The sequence below is a fragment of the Tsukamurella sp. II2bb genome, assembly GCF_057815145.1.
Genome location: NZ_JBYPZI010000007.1, coordinates 1 through 20,945, shown reverse-complemented (window position 1 = coordinate 20,945; position 20,945 = coordinate 1). Strand labels below are relative to the sequence as shown.

The following is a 20,945-nucleotide window of genomic DNA, read 5'->3' as shown; positions in this document are numbered from 1 at the left end:
CCGGACCCGCTACGGCAGCGGCCGGTCGGACGGCACCACGAGGTAGCTGGGCCGTCGAGGGTCGATGAGCACGTGCTGCTGCCGGAACTGCGTCTCGGAGCTGACCGGGCCGAGGGTCATCGCCTTGATCAGGTTCAGCGCGAAGACGTCGACGCGCAGCCGGTGCCCCGGCTTCAGCACCGCGCTGGTCGCGTGGGTCGCGATGTCCAGTTCGACCACCTGGCCGGGCGCCACCAGCTGCCGCTGCGCCACGTCGAGCTGGTAGTACGGCGCCGAGTAGTCGCCGGCGGCGGTGCGGATGCTCCGCTGCTGATCGATCTGGCGCAGCGAGGTGGTCAGCTGCCCGGAGCTGATGACCTCGGACCGGCCGTCGGGCGAGACGTCGGTGACCATCACGCTCCAGTAGGCGTCCCGGGCGTCCTGGGCCGTGGTGAGGTGCAGATTGATCGGCCCGGAGACCACCGTCGGTCTACCGACGGGCTTCGAGCTGAAGGTGAGGCCGTTCATTTCCGCGACCCGGTTGTCGGCGGAGCATCCCTGGAAGACGAGCAGGCCGAACATCGCCTGGGCGGTGTCGTTGGAGCACAGGGTGCTCAGGCCCGGCCCGACGGTGCGCCGCGCCGCGATCCTGGGCGCCGACGTCTGCAGGCTGTTGTCGCTCAGCGCGCCCGGCGCCGACCCGGAGGGCAGGCTCGACAGGTACATCCGCTGGTACTTCTGGCCGGGCTCGGGGAAGCTCTCGCCCTGCCACCAGCCGCCTCCCTTGCGGTGCACGGTGACCGGCGCGTAATTGTCGATCCCGTTGTCGGCGTCCTTGAGCCACTTGTCGAACCAGGCCTTCTGCAACACGTCGGCGCGGGGCGGCTGGTTCACTCCGCCGAGGTCGTGCGTGACCGTCACGTGATAGGCGTCGCCCATGATGAGCTTCTTCTTGCTCGGCGGAAGGCTGCTCAGCTCCGTCGGCAGGCGCCACTCGCTGTTGGTGAACAGGTCGTGCCAGGCGCCGAAGGCGAAGGTCGGTGTGGTGATCCTGTCGAGCGGGGTGCGGTAGGCCGCGCGGAGCGGCGAGTTCTTGTCGACCAGTTCCTTGGTCTTCGGGTCGAGCTGTTCGACGGTGGGCGAGAAGACGCCCGAGAGCAGTTGGGGCACGAAGACGGCGGGATTGAGGATCCGGTCCCGCAGCCACGTCCAGTCGAAGGTGCCGTTGAGCAGCGAGCGCACGTCGGGCACGAACTTGAGGATGTTGACGAGGGCGAGCCACGGGCCGAGGAAGCCGACGCCGAGACCGCCGCCGGGGGCGATGATGTCGGCCGCGAGGTCGGCGCCCGGCACGACCGGGAACAGCGCCTGCAGCCCCTTCGGGTTCCTCGCGGCCACCTGGAGCTGGTTGATACCGGAGTACGAGACGCCCGTCATGCCCATGCGCCCGTTGGTCCAGGGCTGCTTCCGCACCCAGTCCAGCACCTCGACGGTGTCCTGCTGCTCGCGTTCGGCGAAGACCTGCCACACGCCCTGCGAGTTGCCGGTGCCGCGCACGTCCACCACGACCTGGGTGTAGCCGTTCTGCACGAGCTTGCGGTCGACGCCGGTGAACGAGTTCGCCATGCCCCCGTTCAGGACGTCCCGCAGGTCGTTGACTCCGGCGATCGGCGTGCCGGCGAAGTTGAACAGGTTGAGCACGCCGATCAGTGCGTCGGACAGCACCGGCGTGTTGACCACGACCTGGGAGATCGCGCTGAGGAACTTCGTGTACGGGGTCAGGTTGACGATCGTCGGCGTCTTCGTCGTGATCGCCCGGCCCGCGGCATCGGCGGGGCGGAAGACGTTCGCCTTGAGGACGGTGCCGTCGGACATCCGGATGGGCACGTCCCAGTCCACGGTCATGCCCGGGTACTGCGTGGGACCGTCGTGCGAGGCGGTCCATTCGGGATTGATCAGGCCGGCGACGCCGGTGCCGGGCTTCCACGGTTCCGCGGCCGCGCGGCCCGTGAGCCCCGGTGCGGTGACCGATACGCCGAGCAGGACGAGGGCCGTGAGCAGTGCGGCGAATGCGCGCCGCAGGTGCGGACGGGTCAGACTCATCGACAGAATCCCCTCTAACTTCTCGGCACCGCGTCGGGTAACCCCGATTGCGGTATTCGTCACCCGGCACGCTAACCGTGTCGCGGGTCACAGGGAATACTGACGAGTCACTTCTCCCATTATGTGAGACGCCGGCTCGGGCTGGCAGGATGGAGCGGTGACCACCTCTCCCGCTCTGGACCTCAGCCACGTCGACTCCGGAATCCGCGTGCAGGACGATCTGTTCGGGCACGTCAACGGCGCCTGGCTGGACACGCACGAGATACCCGCCGACCGCTCGACCGACGGCGCCTTCTACGCGCTACGGGACGCAGCGGAGGAGACGGTGCGCGCGATCATCGAGGAGTGCGCCGCCGATTCCGGTGCGACCGGCGACGCCGCCCGCATCGGTGATCTCTACGCGAGCTTCATGGACGTCGACGCGATCGCCGCCGCCGGGCTCGCCCCGCTCGCCGGCGAACTCGCCGAGGTCCGCGGCGTGGGCTCGCAGGCGGAGCTGGTCACCGTGCTGGGCCGCCTCCAGCGCACCGGCGTGAGCGGGCTGCTGGGCTACTACGTGGACACCGACGCGAAGCGCTCGGACCGCTACCTCGTCAACCTGGTGCAGAGCGGCATCTCCCTGCCCGACGAGGCGTACTACCGCGAGGAGCAGTACGCGCCGGTGCGGGAGAAGTTCGTGGCGCACGTCGCCGCCACTCTCCGGCTCGGCGCGGAGGTGCTCGACGGTGTCGTGGCCCCGGGCGAGGAGGACGCGGCGGCCGCGCAGATCCTCGACCTGGAGACGGCGATCGCCGCCGGGCACTGGGACGTGGTCGCGCGCCGCGACGCCGACAAGGGCTACAACCTGCGCACCTTCGCCGAGCTCACCGCCGAGGCGCCGGGCCTCGCGCCCGCGGCGTGGGTCGCCGCCGTGACCGGAGCCGACGGTCCCGGCGCCGATGGTTCCGGCGTCTCCCCCGCCTTCACCGAGGTGAACCTCCGACAGCCCTCCTTCGCCGCCCACGCCGCGACGCTGCTCGCCGACCGCCCGCTCGAGCAGTGGCGCACCTGGCTGGCCTGGCGCGTCCTGCACGCGCGCAGCCCCTTCCTCACCGACGCCCTCGTCGACGAGCACTTCGCCTTCTACGGCACCGTCCTCACGGGCACGCCGGAGATCCGCGCCCGGTGGAAGCGCGGCGTCACCCTGGTCGAGCAGTACCTGGGCTTCGCGGTGGGCGAGCTGTACACGGCGCGGCACTTCCCCGCCGAGTCCAAGGATCGGATGCAGGCGCTCGTCGCCGATCTCGTCGAGGCCTACCGCCGCCGGATCACCGACCTGCCGTGGATGACCCCGGCGACGCGCGAGCGGGCCCTGGAGAAACTCGGCAAGTTCACGCCGAAGATCGGCTACCCGGACAGCTCACGGGACTACTCCGCGCTGGAGATCCGCCGCGACGACCTGGTCGGCAACCTGCGCCGCGGCGAGGCCTTCGAGCACGACCGCGAGTTCGCGAAGATCGGCGCGCCCGTCGATCGCGACGAGTGGTTCATGACCCCGCAGACCGTCAACGCCTACTACAACCCCGGGATGAACGAGATCGTCTTCCCGGCCGCGATCCTGCAGCCGCCGTTCTTCTCGCCCGACGCCGACGACGCCGTCAACTACGGCGCCATCGGCGCGGTGATCGGGCACGAGATCGGCCACGGCTTCGACGATCAGGGCGCCAAGTACGACGGTGACGGCAACCTTGAGGACTGGTGGACCGACGCCGATCGCGAGGAGTTCGGCAAGCGCACGAAGGCGCTGATCGAGCAGTACGACGCGCTCGTGCCGCGGGAGCTGGCGGGCGAGCCGGGCGGCTCCGAGCACCACGTCAACGGCGGTTTCACCGTCGGCGAGAACATCGGCGACCTCGGCGGGCTGGGCATCGCGCTCGTCGCCTACGCGATCGCGCGGGAGCGGGCGGGCGGCACCGTCGACGACGAGTCCACCCGCATCGACGGCCTCACCGGGCTGCAACGGCTGTTCTTCAGCTGGGGCGTGGTCTGGCGCGGCAAGTCCCGCCCCGAGGAGGCGATCCGGCGGCTCGCGATCGACCCCCACTCGCCTGCGGAGTTCCGTTGCAATACCATCGTCTCGAACCTCGACGAGTTCTACCGGGCGTTCGACGTCCGTGCCGGGGATCGCCTGTTTCTGGACCACGAGCACCGCGTGTCGATATGGTGACAACCGACCGATAGCGAATAACGAACGTCCCGTCCAGCAACCGGCGGATAACCACGATGTGATCCCGTGTCGGCCTGGCACGGAGAACGGGTGGCCGTGCCTTCACGCAAGCAGACCGGTGAACAACTCCCCTCGGTACTCGGGGTCGTCCTCGAGGCGCCAGAGGTCCCACTTGAGGAACTGACCCTCGGCGAGCGGATGGGAGAGATCGCGAGGCTGTTACGAGTGCAGTCCACGGATTCGGAATCACTCCTGACCGCCGCGACCCAGTTCGCCGTGGACCAGGTGCCCGGAGCGGACTTCGCCAGCATCACGCTCGTCGACTCGAAGGGCGGCATCACGCACCCCGTCGTCATCGGGGAGGAGGCGCAGCGCGTCGCCGACGTCCAGCGTGAACTGGGCGAGGGCCCGTGCATCGGCGCGACCTTCGAATCGACCACGATCCAGCTGGTGGAGGACACCGCCACGGACGAGCGCTGGCCGGGCTTCGCCGCCGCCGCGCACGCCGCCGGGGTCGGCTCGATGCTCTCGTTCTGCCTGTACGTGCAGAGCGAGGCCTACGGCACGCTGGATCTCCTGGCCCGCAAGCCGCACGCCTTCGACGCCGAGTCCATCTCCATCGGCTCCCTCTACGCCGTGCACGCGGCCGTCGCCTTCTCCGCGGTGCGCGAGAAGGAGCAGATCCGGGCGGCGCTCACCACGCGCGACGTGATCGGCCAGGCCAAGGGCATGATCATGGAGCGCTACAAACTCGACTCCGACGCCGCCTTCCGTCTCCTCGCCCGCCTCTCGCAGGACAGCAACATCCGGCTGGCCGAGGTCGCCGAGCAGGTCATCGAGGCCGGCCCGGAGTAGCCGGCCCGACGGTGCGACCCGGCCGGGTGGGTCGCCCGGCCGCGTGCCCGCGGAAAGTTGTGTAGTCGATCAGAAAAGCCATGCGCATCACGCATAGCCCACGTTTACGCAGGTCAATAACCCTTTCTGTGCCGAAGGCCATGCGTCCGCCGCATGGCCGAAGCCCAGGATCGTCCCCACCCGCGCGCTCGGCACCGTCGTCCCCCGCGCGGCACCGTCATCCGCCCCGCAGCGCCGTCGTCCCCCGCGCTGCACCGAAGGGCGGATCTCTCGTTTCGTCCCCCACCCGGCGCCGTTCGTCGGGTGCGGGTTCGGCCGTCCCCCACGCGACGCCGATCCCCCCACCACACGCCGACTCCCCCCACCCATGCGACGGCCGCGTGCCTGCGCCTCGCGCGGCTATCGTCTGACCGCCCCATCTCTGCCCAACGGGGAGCAGCCGCCTGGCAGATCCTCTGCCCATGCGTCGCACGCATGGCAGCCCTCAGAAAAAACACCCCTGACCTGCATGAACGCAGGCCATGCGTCGTGCGCATGGGCTGCGCCATCGAGCGCCCGCCTTTCCGGCGGCGCCCGCGAAACGAAAGGTCCGGCAGCACCCCATGGGTGATGCCGGACCTTTCAGTTCAGCGGATGCGCCTGGCGCGACCTACTCGTAGGTCTCGCCGGCCTCGGCCTTGGCGACCAGCGAGGCGGGGGGCTCGAACTGCGCACCGTACTTGCCGGCCAGGAACTTCGCCTGCTCGACGAAGGCCTTCGGACCGGTGAGGCCCTCGGCGGGCGTGCCGGGGCGGCCCTCGTAGCCGTTGATGTACTGCAGCACACCGCCGGTCCACGCGGGGAAGCCGATGCCGAAGATCGAGCCGATGTTGGCGTCGGCGACGGAGTCCATGACGCCCTCGTCGAAGCAGCGGACGGTCTCGATCGACTCGATGAAGAGCATGCGCTCCTGGAGCTCGGCGAAGTCCGGCTTCACGGAGCCCGACTTGAAGTGCTCCTGGAAGCCCTTCGACAGGCCGGTGCGCTTGCCGTCGGCGTAGTCGTAGAAGCCCGCGCCGTCCTTCTTCGACGGGCGGCCGTTCTCGACCATCCAGTCGACCACGGCGAAGGCACCGTGCTGCGGCACCTCCTTGCCCTCGGCCTTGAGCGCCGTCTCGGTGGCGAGGCGGATCTTCTGCATCAGCGTGAGCGTCAGCTCATCGGCCAGCTGCAGCGGCGCGGCCGGGTAACCGGCCTGCTGGCCCGCCTGCTCCAGGTACACCGGATCGACGCCCTCACCGATCGCCGCGAGAGCCTCGTTGATGAAGGTGCCGATGACGCGGGAGGTGAAGAAGCCGCGCGAATCGTTGACCACGATGGGGGTCTTGCGGATCTGCAGGGTGTAGTCGATGACCTTGGCCAGTACCGCGTCGGAGGTCTTGGCGCCGCGGATGATCTCGACGAGCGGCATCTTGTCCACGGGGGAGAAGAAGTGGATGCCGATGAAGTCCTCCTGGCGCTTGACGCCCTCCGCGAGGATGGTGATCGGCAGGGTGGAGGTGTTGGAGCCGAGGATGGCGTCGGGTTCGACGATGTCCTCGATCTCCTGGAAGACCTTGTTCTTGACCTCGACGGACTCGAACGCCGCCTCGATCACCAGGTCGACACCCTTGAAGTCCTGCGGATCGACGGTGGGGTGGATGCGCGCGAGGAGCTCGTCGGACTTCTCCTTGGTGGTGCGGCCCTTGGCGAGCGCCTTCTCTTCGAGCTTGACGCTGTAGTCCTTGCCCCGGTTGGCGGCGTCGATGTCGATGTCCTTGAGGACGACCTCGATGCCGGCCTTCGCGGAGACGTAGGCGATCGCGGCGCCCATCATGCCGGCGCCGATGACGCCGACCTTCTTGGCGGTGTACTTCTCGTAGCCGTCGGGGCGCGAGCCGCCGCCGTTGATCGTCTGCAGGTCGAAGAAGAACGCCTTGATCATGTTCTTCGACACCTGACCGGTGGCCAGCTTGGTGAAGTAGCGCGACTCGATCTCCAGGGCGGTGTCGAAGTCGACGTAGGTGCCCTCGAACGCGGCGGCCATGATGGCCTCCGGCGCCGGCATCGGTGCGCCCTTGAGCTGCTTGCGCAGGTTGGCGGGGAACGCGGGGGCGTTCGGGGCCAGGGTCTTGTCGATGGGCGAGCCGCCGGGAATGCGGTGGCCCTTGACGTCCCACGGCTGCACGCCGCCCTCGGGGTTGGCCTTGATCCACGCCTTCGCGGCCGGGAGCAGCTCGTCGACGGTGCCGACCAGATCGTTCACCAGGCCGGTCTTCTGGGCCTTGGCGGGGGCCATCTGCTGGCCCTGGAGCAGCACGCCCATGAGCGCGCCCTGCAGGCCGAGCATGCGGACGGTGCGGGTCACGCCGCCGCCACCGGGGAGCAGGCCGAGCGAGACCTCGGGCAGGCCGATCTTGCTGCCCTTGACGTCCGCGGCGATGCGGTGGTTGGCGGCGAGGGCGATCTCGAGGCCGCCGCCGAGCGCGGCGCCGTTGATGGCGGCCACGACGGGCTTGGGCAGCTTCTCCAGGCGGCGGAGGTCCTTCTTGATCTCCTGGAGCTCGTCGAAGACCTTCTGCGCGTCGGCCTTCGTGGCCTTGCGGATCTCGGTCAGGTTGCCGCCGGCGAAGAAGGTCTTCTTCGCGGAGGTGATGACGACGCCGGTGATCGACTCGGCCTCGGCCTCGAGCCGGTCGACGGTCTCGCGCATCGACCGCCCGTAGAGCTCGTTCATGGTGTTCGCGGAGCTGGTCGGGTCGTCCATCGTCAGTACGACGATGCCGTCGGCGTCCTTCTCCCAGCGGATCATGTTGTCAGACATTGTTCGTGAGTCTCCTGTTGTTCCGGCGGGCGTCAGATGCGCTCGATGATGGTGGCCGAGCCCATGCCGCCGGCGATGCACAGCGTGATCAGGCCGTAGCGGCCGCCCGTGCGCTCCAGCTCGTCGAGCACGGTGCCCACCAGCATGGCGCCGGTGGCGCCGAGGGGGTGGCCGAGCGCGATGGCGCCGCCGTTGACGTTGACCTGCTCGCGATCGAGCTTGAAGTCCTTCATCCACTTGAGCACCACGGAGGCGAAGGCCTCGTTGAGCTCCCAGACGTCGATGTCGTCCTTGGTCAGGCCCGCCTTGGCCAGGACCTTCTCGGTGGCCGGCGTGGGGCCGGTCAGCATGATCGTCGGGTCCGCACCGGTCGACGCGGTGGCGACGATGCGGCCGCGTGGGGTCAGGCCGGCCTTCTTGCCGCCGGCCTCGTTGCCCACCAGGACCAGCGCGGCACCGTCGACGATGCCCGAGCTGTTGCCGCCCGTGTGGACGTGGTTGATCTTCTCGACCGTGTTGTAGCGCTGCAGCGCCACGGCGTCGAAGCCGCCCATCTCACCGACCACGGTGAACGCGGGGCGCAGCTTGCCCAGGTCGGCGGCGGTGGTGCCGGGACGACGGTGCTCGTCGTTGTCGAGCACGACGAGGCCGTTCTGGTCCTTGACCGGGACGACCGACTTGGCGAAACGCCCCTCGTCCCACGCCTTGGCGGCGAGTTCCTGCGACTCGGCGGAGTACTGGTCGACGTCATCGCGGGAGAAGCCCTCGATGGTGGCGATCAGGTCGGCACCGATGCCCTGGGGCGCGATGTAGTTGTCGTAGCTGTACTGCGGGTCGTAGAACAGCGCGCCGAAGTCGGAGCCCATGGGCACACGGGACATCGACTCCACGCCACCGGCGAGGACGAGGTCGTCACCGAGACCGGAACCGACCTTCTGGCCGGCGATGTTGGTGGCCTCGAGGCCCGAGGCGCAGAAGCGGTTGATCTGCACACCCGCGACGGTGTCCGGCAGGCCGGCCACGATGGAGGCGGTGCGGGCGATATCGGCGCCCTGCTCGCCCACGGGGGAGACCACGCCGAGCACGATGTCGTCGATCGACGCGGGATCGAGCTCCGGGTTGCGGTCCTTGATCTCGTCGATCAGGCCGACCACGAGGTCGGTGGGCTTGATGGCGGTCAGCGAGCCGCCCTTGAGCTTGCCACGCGGCGTACGGATCGCCTCGTAGATGAATGCGTCAGACACTTGGTCTTCCCGTCCTTTCGAAGAAGGTGTTTCCAGCCTCCGCGGATGCCATGGAGCCTGTCACTCCTACAGGCTAACCGTCTGTAGCTTAATTTGCTAGATCAGCTGGTGGAAGTTCATACACACGCGCTGCGATCGGCTATCGTGACGTTAATCATGGGAACAACTTCTCGCCCCGCGGGCACCCGTCTACGCCCCGCCGAGCGGCGTCGACAGCTGGTCGACGTCGCCACCGAGCTGTTCCTCGAGCAGGGCTACGGCAAGGTCTCGGTCTCCGACATCGCGCGCGCAGCGGGGATCAGCGGGCCCAGCGTCTACCGGCACTTCCCGGACAAGGAGGCCATCCTCGCCGCGGCGATGCGCTCGGCCGTGGACGAGATGGCCGAGACCACCGCGCAGGTGCTCGCCCGCCCCGGCGTCACCTTCGACGACCTCTCCTCCGCCGTCTTCGCGATGGCCGTCTCCCGCCCGGGGCCGCTGGCCCTGTGGCGCTGGAACCGCCGCCACCTCACCGCCGAGCAGGCGCGGGAGATGATCGCCGCCAGCGAATCCGTGCTCGGCTCGTGGACCGAGGTGCTGCGCCGCGACCACCCCGAGCTCACCGATGACGACGCCCGCGTGCTCACCTGGGCGGTACTCGCCGTCGGCGGGTCCGTGCCGCCCAGCCGCGGCCGCATCGGCATCCGCCGGTACCGCGGCGATCTCGAGACGATCGCGCGGCGGGTGCTGCGCGCGGCACCGTCGACGGCGCCCGTCCTGCCCGCCCCGCCCGCGCCGCGCGCCCCCGTCCTGCGCACCGACGAGATCCTCGACGCCGCCTCGCAGCTCTTCTTCTCCCGCGGCTACAGCGCGGTCAGCATGGACGATATCGGTGCGGCCGTCGGGATCTCGGGCCCCAGCGTGTACGGGCACTTCCCGTCCAAGGGGTCGATCCTGGTGGGCATCGTCGCCCGGGCGCGCGCCGCGCTCGAGATCGGCGTCATCGGCGCGGCCGGGATGTCCGACGGTGACCCCCGCGCCGAGCTCCGGGCCCTGGTCCGGTCCTACGCCGCCAACCTCGTGGTGTCGACGGACCTCGCCGTCGCCTTCACCGTCGGGCGCGAGGTGGTCATCGAGTCCGGCGGCGAGGCCCTGCTCGCCGCGCAGAAGGCGTACGTGGCGCGCTGGGTGGCGCTCCTCGCCGCTGCGCCCGACGGTGCCGCAAACCCGTCCGGCGGTGCCGGCGGCGCGCTCGACCCGGCCGGGGCCCGCATCGCCGTCGGCGCCGCGATGACCATCGCCAACGACTTCGCCCGCACCCGCCGCCTCCGCAGCCGGCCGCGCTTCCACGACGAGCTCGTCGCCCTCATGGACGCCGCCCTCGGCATCTGACCGCGATCCCGCGCCGTGCGGCAGCGGCTACCAGCCGTTGACGTGCAGCACCGTCTCCAGCGGCGCCCGCTTGGCGGGCTTGAAGTCGGTGCCCTTCGTGTACGCGACGGGCAGCAAGACGCCCTGCCGGATGTTCGCCGGAATGCCCAGCGCCTCGGCGACCTCCCGCTCGTACTCGAGATGCAGTGTGGTCCAGGCGGATCCCAGTCCGCGCTCGCGCAGTGCCAGCGCCAGGCTCCACGCGCCGGGGAGCAGCGAACCCCACACACCGGCCTGGTTCCCCGCGGGCAGCTCGCCGCCGGGCACGTGGATCGCGCCGATCACCAGAGCGGGCACCTGCTCCATCACCTCGGCGAGGTAGGTGGCGCTGGAGGCCACCTTCTCCGCGGTCTCGAGGTCCTTCGGCGGCTTTGCGGCGCGGGCCGCCGCGCCGGCCTCGGCGTAGGCGAAGTAGGACTTGCGGTAGTAGTCCGCGACGATCTTCTTGGGCTCCGGATCGGTCAGCACGATCCAGTGCCAGCCCTGCGCGTTGCTGCCCGACGGCGCCTGCAGCGCCACCTCCAGCGCATCGGTGATGACCTCCAGCGGCACCGGCCGCTCCAGGTCGAGACGCTTGCGCACCGACCGGGTGGTGGTCAGTACCTCGTCGGCGGACAGATCCAGGTGCGGGAAATCGAGGGTCATGTCTCGACTTTAGCGACCGCGGCCGGGCGCCCCTCCGCGCTTGACCCGATCGAGCGTGGCGAGCGACTTCTTCGCCGCGGCGAGTTCGGCCTGCAGCGCCGCGACTCGGTCGGCGGCGGCGTCGCGGGCCGCGGCGAGCACATCGTCGACCACGGCCTGCGCCTCCTTGTCGCCCAGGCCGGCGAGCGCCTTGTGCACGGCGGCGAGCGGGAGTTCCTGCGCACCCTGCGGCTTCTGCGCGTTGCGGGTCACCTTGAGCGAGGCCGTGTTGTCGGCGCCCACGTACACCGTGATCGCCACGGACCGGGCCGCACGACCCGCCGTCTTCGCCGAGGCGCCGCCCGACGGCGCCCTCGCCGGAGCCCGCTTGACCGGCTTGGGCTGCTTGGTGGCCCGCAGTTCCCGTGCCTCGTACGGCAATCGGTCGTCCACGCCCGTCGGTTTGACGGTGACGGCGTCCCCGTCGATCTCGACGATCCGCGCCGAGGCTCCCGCCGCGAGCCCCAGGCTCGGCACGGCCTCGACGAGGTAGACGAGCGGCTTCTTGCCCTCGGCGAGCGCCGCGGCGTAGCGCGCGAGGTCCTCGTCGGTCAAGGTCTGCTCCGCCATCACTTGACTCCCTTCGTCAATGCCGGAAGAACCGTGGACGCGATCGTATCGAGGGCGAGCGGCCCGCCGTACAGGAGCGGTTCCACGCCGTTCGTCTTGTCCACGATGATGATCGGCACGCCGTAGATCAGCGACGAGGGCAGCCCGTCGAAGCCGCCGTTGCCGCCCGCGGCGTCGGTACGTGCCACCACCGCCCGGTCCACCGTGCTGCTGCTGACGGCCTTGTAGAGGTCGCTCGAGCTCAGCGTGATCCACGCCCCCGCACCGTCGACGGGGGTCTGCGTGGAGAAGCCGAGCAGCCCGAGCAGTTGGAACGCGTTCACGGATTTCGATGCCAGTCTCGTTGCGGTGCCGTCGTAGTGCACCACGTCGGCCTTCTTGCCCGAGAACTCCGGGTGCGCGGTGCGGAGCTCGGTGATGCGGTTCTGGTAGGTCCGCTTGACCGCCTCGGCCCGGTCCTTCGCGCCGAGCGCCTCCGCGATGTAGGCCAGCTGTTCCTCCCAGGTCCAGCCGCCGCTGCCCTCCTTGGTGACCGCGATGGCCCGGCCGCCGGCGAGCGACTTGAGGTCCTTGACCTTGTCCGCCGCGGTGGGATCGGTGTCGATGATCAGGTCCGGCTTCGCCTTCTCGATCACCGCGCGGTCCGGGTTGGTGGCGGTGCCGGCCGACGGCGTGTTCGCGAGGGCGGAGACCCACGAGGGCAGCTCGGACCTGGGGCCGTTCGCGCCCGCGACCACGTCGAAGCCCAGGGCGGCGACGAGTTCCGCATCGCCCGTGCCCAGCGCGACGATCCGCTGCGGACGGTCCTTCAGTTCCGTCGTGCCGTTGATGTCGGTGATGGTGCGCGGGCTCCACGCATCCAGCGCCGGTCCGTCGCCGTCACTTCCGCCGCGGAGCAGGACGACGCCGAGCACGATCGCGAGCACCACGACCAGCGCCGCGGCGCCGCCGATGAGAAGCCGCTTACGGCCCTTCGGACCACCCGGCACGGGCATCGACGGTGAGCTCGGCCCCGTCGGCCCTCCCGGACCGCGCTGCCCGGGCCCGGCGGGACCGAGCAGCCCCGTCGGCGCCCCGGGCGGCAGGCCCTGCAGGCCGGGCGCGGGCGAGGGCGGCCCGGCCCGGTGGAATCCCGTCGCGAGAGCCGGATTCGACGGTGTCCCCTGCCAGTTCGCGCCGTGCGGTGCCATCGGCGGGGCCATCCCCGCGGCGCCCGACATGCGGCGGGCGGCGGCGGAGAGCGCGTCGGCGAACTCCCCCGCGGTGGCGAACCGGTCCGCGGGGTTCTTCGCCATCGCCCGGCCGAGCACATGGTCGATCTCCGGCGACAGGTCCGGACGCTTGAGCCGGATGCTGGGCGGGTTCTGGCTGATGTGCGCCAGCATGAGCTGACCGGAGATGGTCGTGGTGAACGGCGGTGCGCCCGTGAGCAGCACGACGGTGGCGCAGGCCAGGGAGTAGACGTCGGCACGGGGGTCGACGGGGTGGCCGAGCAGGGCCTCGGGCGCGGTGTAGGCGAGCGTGCCGACGACGGTGCCGGCCTGCGTGTGCTGCCCGACCTCCGTCTGCGCGGCGCCGATGCCGAAGTCGGCGAGCTTGACCTGCTCGCCCCGGCGGCCGCGATCGACGAGGAAGTTGGCGGGCTTGACGTCGCGGTGGAGGATGCCGTGCTGGTGCGCGTAGTCGAGCGCGTCGGCGACCTGTTCGATCACGGCGACGGTGCGGTCCAGGCTGAACGGCCCCTCCCGCTGCACCGTCTCGGCGAGGTTGCCGCCCTCGACCAGTTCCATCGCGATCCACAGATGCCCGTCGGACTCGCCGCGGTCGTAGACGTCCACGATGTGCGGGTGCTTGAGTCCCGCGATCAGGTCCGCCTCGCGGTCGAACCGCGCCCGCACCGACGGATCCGCCGAGAGCTGGGTCTGCAGCACCTTCAGGGCGACGGAGCGGGGCAGCGTGCGGTGCCGCACACGGTAGACGGTGCCCATGCCTCCGGTACCGAGTACCGATTCGATCACGTACCCCGCGATCGATTCACCTGGTTCCGACGCCACGAACTTGCCTCCGCTCCCGCACATGTACAGCGGTACGAATCTACCGCGATGCAGGTTGCGCGCGGCTTAACGTGGGGTTGGCGGCTCGTCGGCCGGCGACTACGCGATCGCGCGGGAGACGGCGCCCAGCGGGTCGGTGTAGACACCGTCGAGCGCGGCGGCCCCCGCGGCCTGCTGCTGGACGCGACCACCGGCACCGCTGACCCGCACGGACCGGGAGGGCTCGGCCGAGGTGGCCTTCAGGGCCGCCGAGACGTGCGGGAGGATCGCGGTGTGGTCGGTGAAGGCCTGGCCGCCGAGGATCAGGCGGTCGGGGTTGAAGATGTCCGCCACGAGGGCGGCGGCCTCGCCCAGTACCCGGCCGCGCTCGGCGACGATGGCCCGCGCGGTCGCGTTGCCGCCGTCGGCCAGCTTGTGCAGATCGGCGATGGTGCGCACCGGAAGCTTCTGCGCGCGTGCGGCGTCCACGACGGCGGTATCGGTCACCGCGTCCTCGAGCCGGCCGGTGCGCTTCGGGTCGAGCAGCTCGACGTTCCGCGTCGGCAGGTGGCCGATGGTGTGCGGGCCCGACTTCGGCGAGTGCACGGCGCCGTGCAGCGCGAGCGCGACGCCGACGGTCTCGCGGCCGTAGAAGTACAGCGTTGATCCCTGCGACTCGTACTCCTCGGAGAGGTGCAGCTCGGCGGCGGCCATCGCCTCGACGTGCGGAGCGACCGTGACGGGCAGGCCGATCGCGCCCGAAAGGCGTTCGCCCAGAGCGACGTCCTTCCAGCCGAGCCGGGGATGATCGGCGACGATGCCCCGGTCGTCGACGCGGCCGCCGATGGCGATACCCGCACCGAGCACGGTACGGCCGTCCCAGCGGGCGAGGAAACGCCGTGCGCTGGTGGCGATCACCGACAGCACCTCGCCGGGCTCGCCGCTCTCGGGCGTGGGGATCTGGATGGCGCCGACGACCTTGCCGGCCACGTCGTGCATCGTCACCGTGCTCACCCGGAAACCGATGTGGATGCCCAGCGCGAGGGGGCCGTTCGGGTCGACCTCGAGCGGCAGGCGCGGGCGGCCGACGACGCCGCTGGCGGCGCGGTCGGCGCGCTCCCGCACCAGCCCGGCCTCGATCAGGGCCGTGACCTGGCGGTTGACGGTGGCGGCGGAGAGCTGGGTCTCGCGAACGATCTCGTCGCGCAGGACGAGGCCGCCCCGTCGGATCACCCGCAGCACGGCGGCGGCGGGCTTCTCCGAGACGCGCAGCTGGGGCGGGAAGACCCGCGCGGGCGAGGCGGTGCGCGCCTGACGCTCGACGGCGGCGGGGCGGACGAGCGGGTTGCGCGGCCGAGTCACACGGGACTGCGGGGCGCGGGTCGCGGCAGGGGTGACGGCAGGAAGATCAACGACGGTCATGATTCCTCGAAGGTGTGCGTACGCCGCGACCTACGGGAGCTTTCCCGGGCGCCGGCGTGAAGATGGAGTTGTCGAACGGATCGGCCCCTTATCAGGACCTCCAGCGGATGCGAGCGGAACGCTCAGCAGCAACACATTCGACAGTGCACGCGAACCATGGGGAGACGGCAACCCAGCGCGACGGTCTCATAACCGACGCGCAGATGGGCCTCAAGACTCCCGGACATGATTTGAAAGTAGCACCACATGCTCAACTGCGCACAAGCCCGACCGCCCCGAGTGGGACGCAGATCACACCGAGACCGGTGCGAACCGGCGGTTCCCCACCCTGCCGGCGCTCCTGCCGGCGCTCGAATAATCGGTGGCGCCGCGTCGGGGTCGGAATCTAGGATGGTGGCCATGCTGTCCTGAGCCGTCCCTGCCCCCGCTGCCGCACCATCCGTGCCGCGCGACCGAAGACGACCTCAAGGAGCACTCATGGCCACCTCTCTCGCTGTCTCCGCGCTCTCCCTGACCTGGCCGGACGGCGCGACCGTCTTCGACGACCTCAGCTTCACCATCCCGGCGGGGCGGGCCGCGCTCGTCGGGGCCAACGGTGCCGGGAAAAGCACGCTGCTGCGGGTCCTCGCCGGCCTGATCACGCCCACATCGGGCTCGGTGAGCGGCGCGGGCGTCGTCGGCTACGTCCCGCAGCACCCGCAATCCCGGCCCGAGGACACGCTCGCCGATGCCCTCGGCATCGGCGGCACCGTCGCCGCCCTGCGCCGTATCGAGGGCGGCTCGGCCGCTCCCGAGGACTTCGAGGCCGTCGGCGACGACTGGGACGTCGAGGAACGCGCGACCGCCGTGCTCGACGGCCTGGGCCTGCGGCTCGGGGCCCTGGACCGCACCGTCGGGACGCTGTCCGGGGGCGAGGCCACCCTGCTCGCCATCGCCGGCCGGCTGCTGCGCCGGCCCGACACCCTGCTGCTCGACGAGCCGACCAACAACCTCGACGAGCGGGCCCGCGGCCTGCTCACAGAGGCGCTGGAGCGATTCGGCGGCACGGCCGTCGTGGTCAGCCACGACCTGACGCTGCTCGAACGCATGGACACCACCGTGGAGCTCTACCGCGGCGCGGTCCGCGTCTTCGGCGGCCCGTACTCGCACTACCGCGAGGTGCTCGACGCCGAGCAGGCGGCGGCGGAACAGGCCGTGACCACGGCGAAGGTCGACCTCAAGGCGCAGCGGCGCGACCTGGTGGAGGCGCAGGTCAAGCTGGACCGTCGCGCGCGGTTCGCGGCGAAGGCCGAGGCCGAGAAGCGGGTGCCGAAGATCATCGCGGGCCTGCGGAAGAACGCCGCCGAGGTCTCCGCCGGCAAGCACCGCGGGCTGCACGAGGGTCGCGTCGACGCGGCGCGGGACGCCCTGGACTCCGCCAAGGAGGGCGTCCGCGACGATCGCGCCGTCCGCATCGCGATGCCCGAGCCCGGCCCCGGCCTGCACCGTCTCCAGCTCGACGACGGCCCGCTGCAGGTGGCGGGCCCGGAGCGGGTCGCGCTCGTCGGACCCAACGGGGCGGGCAAGACGACGGTGCTGCGCCGCGCCATCGCCGCCGCGCGGGCCGCGGAGCCGCCGACGGTGATCGGCTACGTCCCGCAGGACGTGCGGTTCGGGACCGCCGAGAACGGCGCACTGCTCGACGCGGTGCGTGACGCGCATCCCGATCTCGACGCGCAGCACGCCCATGCCGCGCTCGCCCGGATGCTCTTCCGGGGCCGGCAGTCGGAGCGGATCGTGAGCACGCTCAGCGGCGGCGAGCGACTGCGACTGGCGCTGGCGATCGCGCTGCTCGGGGACCCGGCACCGTCGCTCCTGGCCCTGGACGAGCCGACCAACAACCTCGACGTCCCGTCGGTGGAGCTGCTGGTGGCGGCGCTGCGGGAGTGGACTGGCGCGCTGGTCGTGATCTCGCACGATCGCGCCTTCCTCGACCTGCTCGGCCTGACGCGCGAGGTGCGGGTCGCTCGATAGGCTTCCGGGATGGACCGGGCCGAGGTGCTGCGCGGGGCCATCGCGAACAGCGCGCTCGAGGGCTGGGAACCCACCCGGCTCGACGTGGACCGGCTCGTCGCGGTGGCCGACGGTGCCGTCTCCCTGGAGCGATACATCGACGACGCCATCACACGGGCCCGGCGGTCCGCCACCGAGATCGGCGCCCCCGACTGTGTCGACGTGCCGTCGGACTTCCCGGAGACCGTCTATCCCGGCACGCGGACCCTGCGCAATCGGTTCGGGATCCGCGACGCGCGGGCGCTGCGGCAGCTGGAGTTCGAGGTGGGAACCGCGCAGCAGGTCGGCGTCGAGACCGGGCTGATCGCGGTGCCCGCCACCTTCGACGGTGACCACCTGGTCGCGATCCACCGCGCCCTGTTCGGCGCGATCTACCCGTGGGCGGGCGTCCTCCGCCGGTACGACATGGACCTGCGGCACCAGACCTTCCGCGCCGCATGGATCGAGCGCTACCTCGGCGACGCCGCCGGAATCCTCCGCAAGCCCGCCCGCCACCTCGACCGCCGCGGGTACGCGCACCATCTCGCCGAGGCGTACGCCTATCTCAACTGCGCGCACCCGTTCCGCGAGGGCAACGGCCGCTCGTCGAAGACGCTGCTGCAGCTCCTAGCCGCGCGGCACGGGTACCGCCTCGACTTCGCCGCAGTGACCAAGAAGCAGTGGGACGGTGCCTCCCGCCGGTCCGCCCCCGACTACGGGCACTACCGCCCGGACGCGCACGCCCTGTTCCGCGTCTTCACCGCGATCACGGAGCCCGCGGGTCAGAGCCGGTAGCCGTCGAGCCCCAGCCAGCCGGCCATCTCGGCGACGGTCTTCTCCAACGCCGCCTCGGACTCCGCGTCCCGGCCGCCGGGTTCCCAGGTGGTGGCGTGCACCAGGAGCTCGCCTGCGGCGCGATCGGCCTTCACGTCGCAGCGCGCCACGATCCGGTCGCCGAACAGGAAGGGCAGCACGTAGTAGCCGTGCACCCGCTTCTCCTTCGGCGTGTAGATCTCGATCCGGTAGAAGAAGTCGAAGAGCGCCTCGGCCCGCTCGCGCTGCCACACCACGGGGTCGAAGGGCGAGAGCAGCGCCCGCGCCGCGATCGCCCGGGGGCGTTTGGCCTCCGCATGCAGGTAGACGGTGCCGGCCCACCAGTCCGCCTCGACCGGGATGAGTTCGCCCGCGGCGACCAGCTTCTCGACGGCGGGTGCGGCTTGCGCGGTGGACAGCCGGAAGTAGTCCCGCAGGCAGCGCAGCGTGCCGATGCCGTGCGCCCGCGCCGACTGCCGCATGAGCTCGATGTAGGCCTCCTCGTCGGGGATCTCGCGCTCCGCGAGCTCGCCCAGCACCGCGGACGTCGGGGCGTAGAGCCGTTCGAACTGGCTGGTGCGGCCCGCGCTGGTGACCTCGCCGGTGTGGAAGAGGACCTCCAGCCCCTCCTTCACCGACGACCAGTTCCAGCCCCAGTGCGTCTTCTCCACGACCTGGTCGTGCTCGAGGTGCGCTTCGAGGGCGCGGGCGGTGATGGGCGGCAGCCCGGCGAGTTCGGCGCGCAGCCGGTCGAGCTGGCCGGGATTGCGAGCCTCGTAACTCGCGAACCGCGCGGCCGCCCGGGCCGAGGTCCGACGGTGCCGCAGCAGCGGCCAGGTCTCAGGCGGGACGAGCGAGGCCTCGTGGGCCCACGCCTCGACGAGCCGCCGCGGCGCCCGGTCGCGGGCGCGGTCGAGAAGCGCCGTGTCGTAGTCGCCGAGCCGGGCGAAGAGCGGCAGATACTGGCTGCGGGTGACCACGTTGACGCTGTCGATCTGGATGAGCCCCAGGCGATCGATGGTCTTCTGCACCTGCCGCATCGTCGGCGTCGATGTACCCGCGAAGCCGGGTTCGAAGCCCTGGGCGGCGAGGGCGATCCGGCGGGCCTGCGGCTGGCTGATCCTCATGCGCTGGGCGTGCCCGCGAGGCGTGGGAAGAGGTACTGCGCGAGCATCGGGGCGATGGTCACGCCGCCGTGATCCGCCGGGTCCAGCCAGCGTGCCTCGGCGATCTCAGCCGCGGCGCGCGGCGACACGCGCAGGTCGGTGGCGAAGACGGTGGACTCGATGTCGGTGTTCGCCTCGTTCGCGGCGGGGCCGCGCCAGGAGACGAGGTGGGTCAGATCGTCCGTCGTGAGGGCGACGCCCAGCTCCTCGTCGATCTCCCGGACCGCGCAGTCGATCGCGGCCTCTCCCGGCTCCAACTTGCCGCCGGGCAGCATGAAGGCGTCGGTGCCGCGTTTGCGCACCGTGAGCACCCGCCCGGCCTCGTCCCGGAAACACACCGCCGCCACCGTCAGCACGTCCATGCCGTCACCCTATCGGCGGGCACCGACAAGTCCGTCCGGCCGCTACGCCGCCTCGGATACCGTGACGCGGAACGCCGAGGGCGTTCGAACGAATATCTCTGGAGGAATCAATGACTACAACGGCGTGCACTCAAGACATGGGTGGTCGCGGTTCGCTGCGTCGGCGCGCGGCGGTGGCCACGGCCGCCGCGGCGATCACGGTGACCGGTGCCGGGCTCATGCCCGCCGCCCCGGCCGCTGCAGCCGGCGGAGCAGGAGCGGTCGCGGGACTGTCGCAGCTGATCACCAGCGGCCTGTGGATCGGCGGCGGCCTCGCCGAGATCGGCGCCTGGTCGTGGAACAGCGTGGTGTGGGTCCCGCAGTTCTATCCGGTCAACGTCACCGGCGGCCAGGGCTGGGCCAACTTCGTCTACGGCGTCAACGGGTACTGGGCGGACGCGGGCGGGAACATCTACAACTCGTGGTCGCCCAGCTCTCCGACGTCCGGGACCTGGAACATCTCCACCAACGACGCGATCGACTCCCCGTTCGGCAGCGGCGGCATCACCCTCGGCAACACGCTCACGGTGAACAACTGGAACTTCACCGAGCAGATCAACACCGCCGGCAGCATCGCCCTGCCGTTCGGCCTGCTGGCCGCCGGCGGCACCTGGGTGATGCCGAAGCTGACCATCGGGATCAACGAGGGCATCCACCTGACCCCGGGCTGGGCCAGCGGCTACTTCAACATCCCGGTGCTGGGCATCTACTGGGGCAACCAGCCCATCGCCGCGCAGTCCGCCGGCGCCACGCAGACGCCCCCGCCGCTCGGCTCCGCCGCCGACGTGGCCCGGTTCCTGCCCACGGGCACCGTCGGGCAGCCCGACGGTGCCGCCCCGTCCGGCGCGGCGCCCTCCGGGAACGACGGTGCCGCGGCCCCGGTCGCCGCGCCCGCCTCGGCGCCGAGCGGGGCACCCGCCGGCGGGGCGACCAACGCCGACCCCGCCCCCGCGAGTGATGCCGCCCGCGGGGTGACCGGCGACCTGCGGGACGCTGCCGGTGGGGTCACCGGCACCATCCGCGATGCCCTGGGCGGGCGGACCGGGAACGCGTCCGCCCCGGCCCCGGCCGCCGATCCGGCCCCGTCCGCGGCCGGTGCCCAGCCGGCGGACGCGCAGCCCGCGGCGGAGCCCGCCGCTGCCGCACCCGCGAGCGCGGGGTCCGGCGCGGCCTGACCCCGGCGCGG

At 71.1% G+C, this 20,945-nt stretch carries 15 protein-coding genes; 6 read left to right on the top strand and 9 right to left on the bottom strand.

The features are described from left to right. Window positions 1-9: 9 nt before the first annotated feature. Window positions 10-2,082, bottom strand: a complete 2,073-nt coding sequence (locus tag AC21LY_RS16090; protein WP_489047563.1) for a CocE/NonD family hydrolase — start codon at window positions 2,080-2,082, stop codon at window positions 10-12. 157 nt (window positions 2,083-2,239) lie between these two features. Between AC21LY_RS16090 and AC21LY_RS16085 the strand changes: the two genes are divergently transcribed. Both AC21LY_RS16085 and AC21LY_RS16080 read left to right on the top strand, forming a co-directional pair. Then, window positions 2,240-4,288: a M13 family metallopeptidase gene (locus AC21LY_RS16085; protein WP_489047562.1), complete on the top strand. Its 2,049-nt coding sequence runs from the start codon at window positions 2,240-2,242 to the stop codon at window positions 4,286-4,288. A 90-nt stretch (window positions 4,289-4,378) separates the two neighbouring features. Next, window positions 4,379-5,143, top strand: a complete 765-nt coding sequence (locus AC21LY_RS16080) for a GAF and ANTAR domain-containing protein (protein ID WP_489047561.1) — start codon at window positions 4,379-4,381, stop codon at window positions 5,141-5,143. 649 nt (window positions 5,144-5,792) lie between these two features. Here the strand turns inward: AC21LY_RS16080 and AC21LY_RS16075 are convergent. Beyond that, the gene (locus AC21LY_RS16075; RefSeq protein ID WP_489047560.1) at window positions 5,793-7,985 is read right to left on the bottom strand and encodes a 3-hydroxyacyl-CoA dehydrogenase NAD-binding domain-containing protein; all 2,193 of its coding nucleotides are present in this window, start codon (window positions 7,983-7,985) and stop codon (window positions 5,793-5,795) included. Window positions 7,986-8,017: 32 nt separating this feature from the next. Next, window positions 8,018-9,229 carry an acetyl-CoA C-acetyltransferase gene (locus tag AC21LY_RS16070; protein WP_489047559.1) on the bottom strand — a complete coding sequence of 404 codons (1,212 nt, stop codon included), beginning with the start codon at window positions 9,227-9,229 and terminating at the stop codon, window positions 8,018-8,020. A gap of 156 nt (window positions 9,230-9,385) precedes the next feature. On the opposite strand from AC21LY_RS16070, the gene AC21LY_RS16065 reads away from it, so the two are divergent. Beyond that, window positions 9,386-10,600: a TetR/AcrR family transcriptional regulator gene (locus AC21LY_RS16065; protein WP_489047558.1), complete on the top strand. Its 1,215-nt coding sequence runs from the start codon at window positions 9,386-9,388 to the stop codon at window positions 10,598-10,600. Between the two features lie 27 nt (window positions 10,601-10,627). Here AC21LY_RS16065 and AC21LY_RS16060 read toward each other — a convergent pair whose 3' ends face one another. The 4 genes from AC21LY_RS16060 to AC21LY_RS16045 all read right to left on the bottom strand — a co-directional run bounded on the left by AC21LY_RS16060 (window position 10,628) and on the right by AC21LY_RS16045 (window position 15,348). Next, a complete protein-coding gene (locus AC21LY_RS16060; protein ID WP_489047557.1) occupies window positions 10,628-11,284 on the bottom strand; it encodes a nitroreductase family protein in 657 nt (218 codons plus the stop codon). A gap of 9 nt (window positions 11,285-11,293) precedes the next feature. Next, a complete protein-coding gene (locus AC21LY_RS16055; RefSeq protein ID WP_489047556.1) occupies window positions 11,294-11,893 on the bottom strand; it encodes a DUF6319 family protein in 600 nt (199 codons plus the stop codon). After that, a complete protein-coding gene (locus AC21LY_RS16050; RefSeq protein ID WP_489047555.1) occupies window positions 11,893-13,947 on the bottom strand; it encodes a serine/threonine-protein kinase in 2,055 nt (684 codons plus the stop codon). The genes AC21LY_RS16055 and AC21LY_RS16050 overlap by 1 nt, the downstream gene beginning before the upstream one ends. Window positions 13,948-14,046: 99 nt before the next feature. After that, on the bottom strand, window positions 14,047-15,348 hold the full coding sequence (locus AC21LY_RS16045) for an ROK family transcriptional regulator (RefSeq protein ID WP_489047554.1): 1,302 nt from the start codon (window positions 15,346-15,348) through the stop codon (window positions 14,047-14,049). 477 nt (window positions 15,349-15,825) lie between these two features. Between AC21LY_RS16045 and AC21LY_RS16040 the strand changes: the two genes are divergently transcribed. Both AC21LY_RS16040 and AC21LY_RS16035 read left to right on the top strand, forming a co-directional pair. Then, entirely contained in the window at window positions 15,826-17,361 is a 1,536-nt protein-coding gene (locus AC21LY_RS16040; protein WP_489047553.1) for an ABC-F family ATP-binding cassette domain-containing protein, read from the top strand. A gap of 9 nt (window positions 17,362-17,370) precedes the next feature. Beyond that, entirely contained in the window at window positions 17,371-18,174 is an 804-nt protein-coding gene (locus tag AC21LY_RS16035) for a Fic family protein (protein ID WP_489047552.1), read from the top strand. Here the strand turns inward: AC21LY_RS16035 and AC21LY_RS16030 are convergent. Both AC21LY_RS16030 and AC21LY_RS16025 read right to left on the bottom strand, forming a co-directional pair. Beyond that, window positions 18,162-19,319, bottom strand: coding sequence for a winged helix-turn-helix domain-containing protein (locus tag AC21LY_RS16030; protein WP_489047551.1), 1,158 nt, complete (start codon window positions 19,317-19,319; stop codon window positions 18,162-18,164). The two genes, AC21LY_RS16035 and AC21LY_RS16030, sit on opposite strands and share 13 nt — an antisense overlap. Next, window positions 19,316-19,720, bottom strand: a complete 405-nt coding sequence (locus tag AC21LY_RS16025) for an NUDIX hydrolase (protein ID WP_489047550.1) — start codon at window positions 19,718-19,720, stop codon at window positions 19,316-19,318. The genes AC21LY_RS16030 and AC21LY_RS16025 overlap by 4 nt, the downstream gene beginning before the upstream one ends. A gap of 137 nt (window positions 19,721-19,857) precedes the next feature. Between AC21LY_RS16025 and AC21LY_RS16020 the strand changes: the two genes are divergently transcribed. Continuing rightward, on the top strand, window positions 19,858-20,934 hold the full coding sequence (locus AC21LY_RS16020; RefSeq protein WP_489047549.1) for a hypothetical protein: 1,077 nt from the start codon (window positions 19,858-19,860) through the stop codon (window positions 20,932-20,934). Window positions 20,935-20,945 lie beyond the last annotated feature (11 nt).

Excerpts from the sequence above, each read along its gene's own strand:
- AC21LY_RS16090 (WP_489047563.1), bottom strand. The coding sequence starts at position 2,082 with ATGAGTCTGACCCGTCCGCACCTGCGGCGCGCATTCGCCGCACTGCTC.
- AC21LY_RS16075 (WP_489047560.1), bottom strand. The coding sequence starts at position 7,985 with ATGTCTGACAACATGATCCGCTGGGAGAAGGACGCCGACGGCATCGTC.
- AC21LY_RS16065 (WP_489047558.1), top strand. The coding sequence starts at position 9,386 with ATGGGAACAACTTCTCGCCCCGCGGGCACCCGTCTACGCCCCGCCGAG.
- AC21LY_RS16060 (WP_489047557.1), bottom strand. The coding sequence starts at position 11,284 with ATGACCCTCGATTTCCCGCACCTGGATCTGTCCGCCGACGAGGTACTG.
- AC21LY_RS16055 (WP_489047556.1), bottom strand. The coding sequence starts at position 11,893 with ATGGCGGAGCAGACCTTGACCGACGAGGACCTCGCGCGCTACGCCGCG.
- AC21LY_RS16045 (WP_489047554.1), bottom strand. The coding sequence starts at position 15,348 with ATGACCGTCGTTGATCTTCCTGCCGTCACCCCTGCCGCGACCCGCGCC.
- AC21LY_RS16040 (WP_489047553.1), top strand. The coding sequence starts at position 15,826 with ATGGCCACCTCTCTCGCTGTCTCCGCGCTCTCCCTGACCTGGCCGGAC.
- AC21LY_RS16035 (WP_489047552.1), top strand. The coding sequence starts at position 17,371 with ATGGACCGGGCCGAGGTGCTGCGCGGGGCCATCGCGAACAGCGCGCTC.
- AC21LY_RS16030 (WP_489047551.1), bottom strand. The coding sequence starts at position 19,319 with ATGAGGATCAGCCAGCCGCAGGCCCGCCGGATCGCCCTCGCCGCCCAG.
- AC21LY_RS16025 (WP_489047550.1), bottom strand. The coding sequence starts at position 19,720 with ATGGACGTGCTGACGGTGGCGGCGGTGTGTTTCCGGGACGAGGCCGGG.
- AC21LY_RS16020 (WP_489047549.1), top strand. The coding sequence starts at position 19,858 with ATGGGTGGTCGCGGTTCGCTGCGTCGGCGCGCGGCGGTGGCCACGGCC.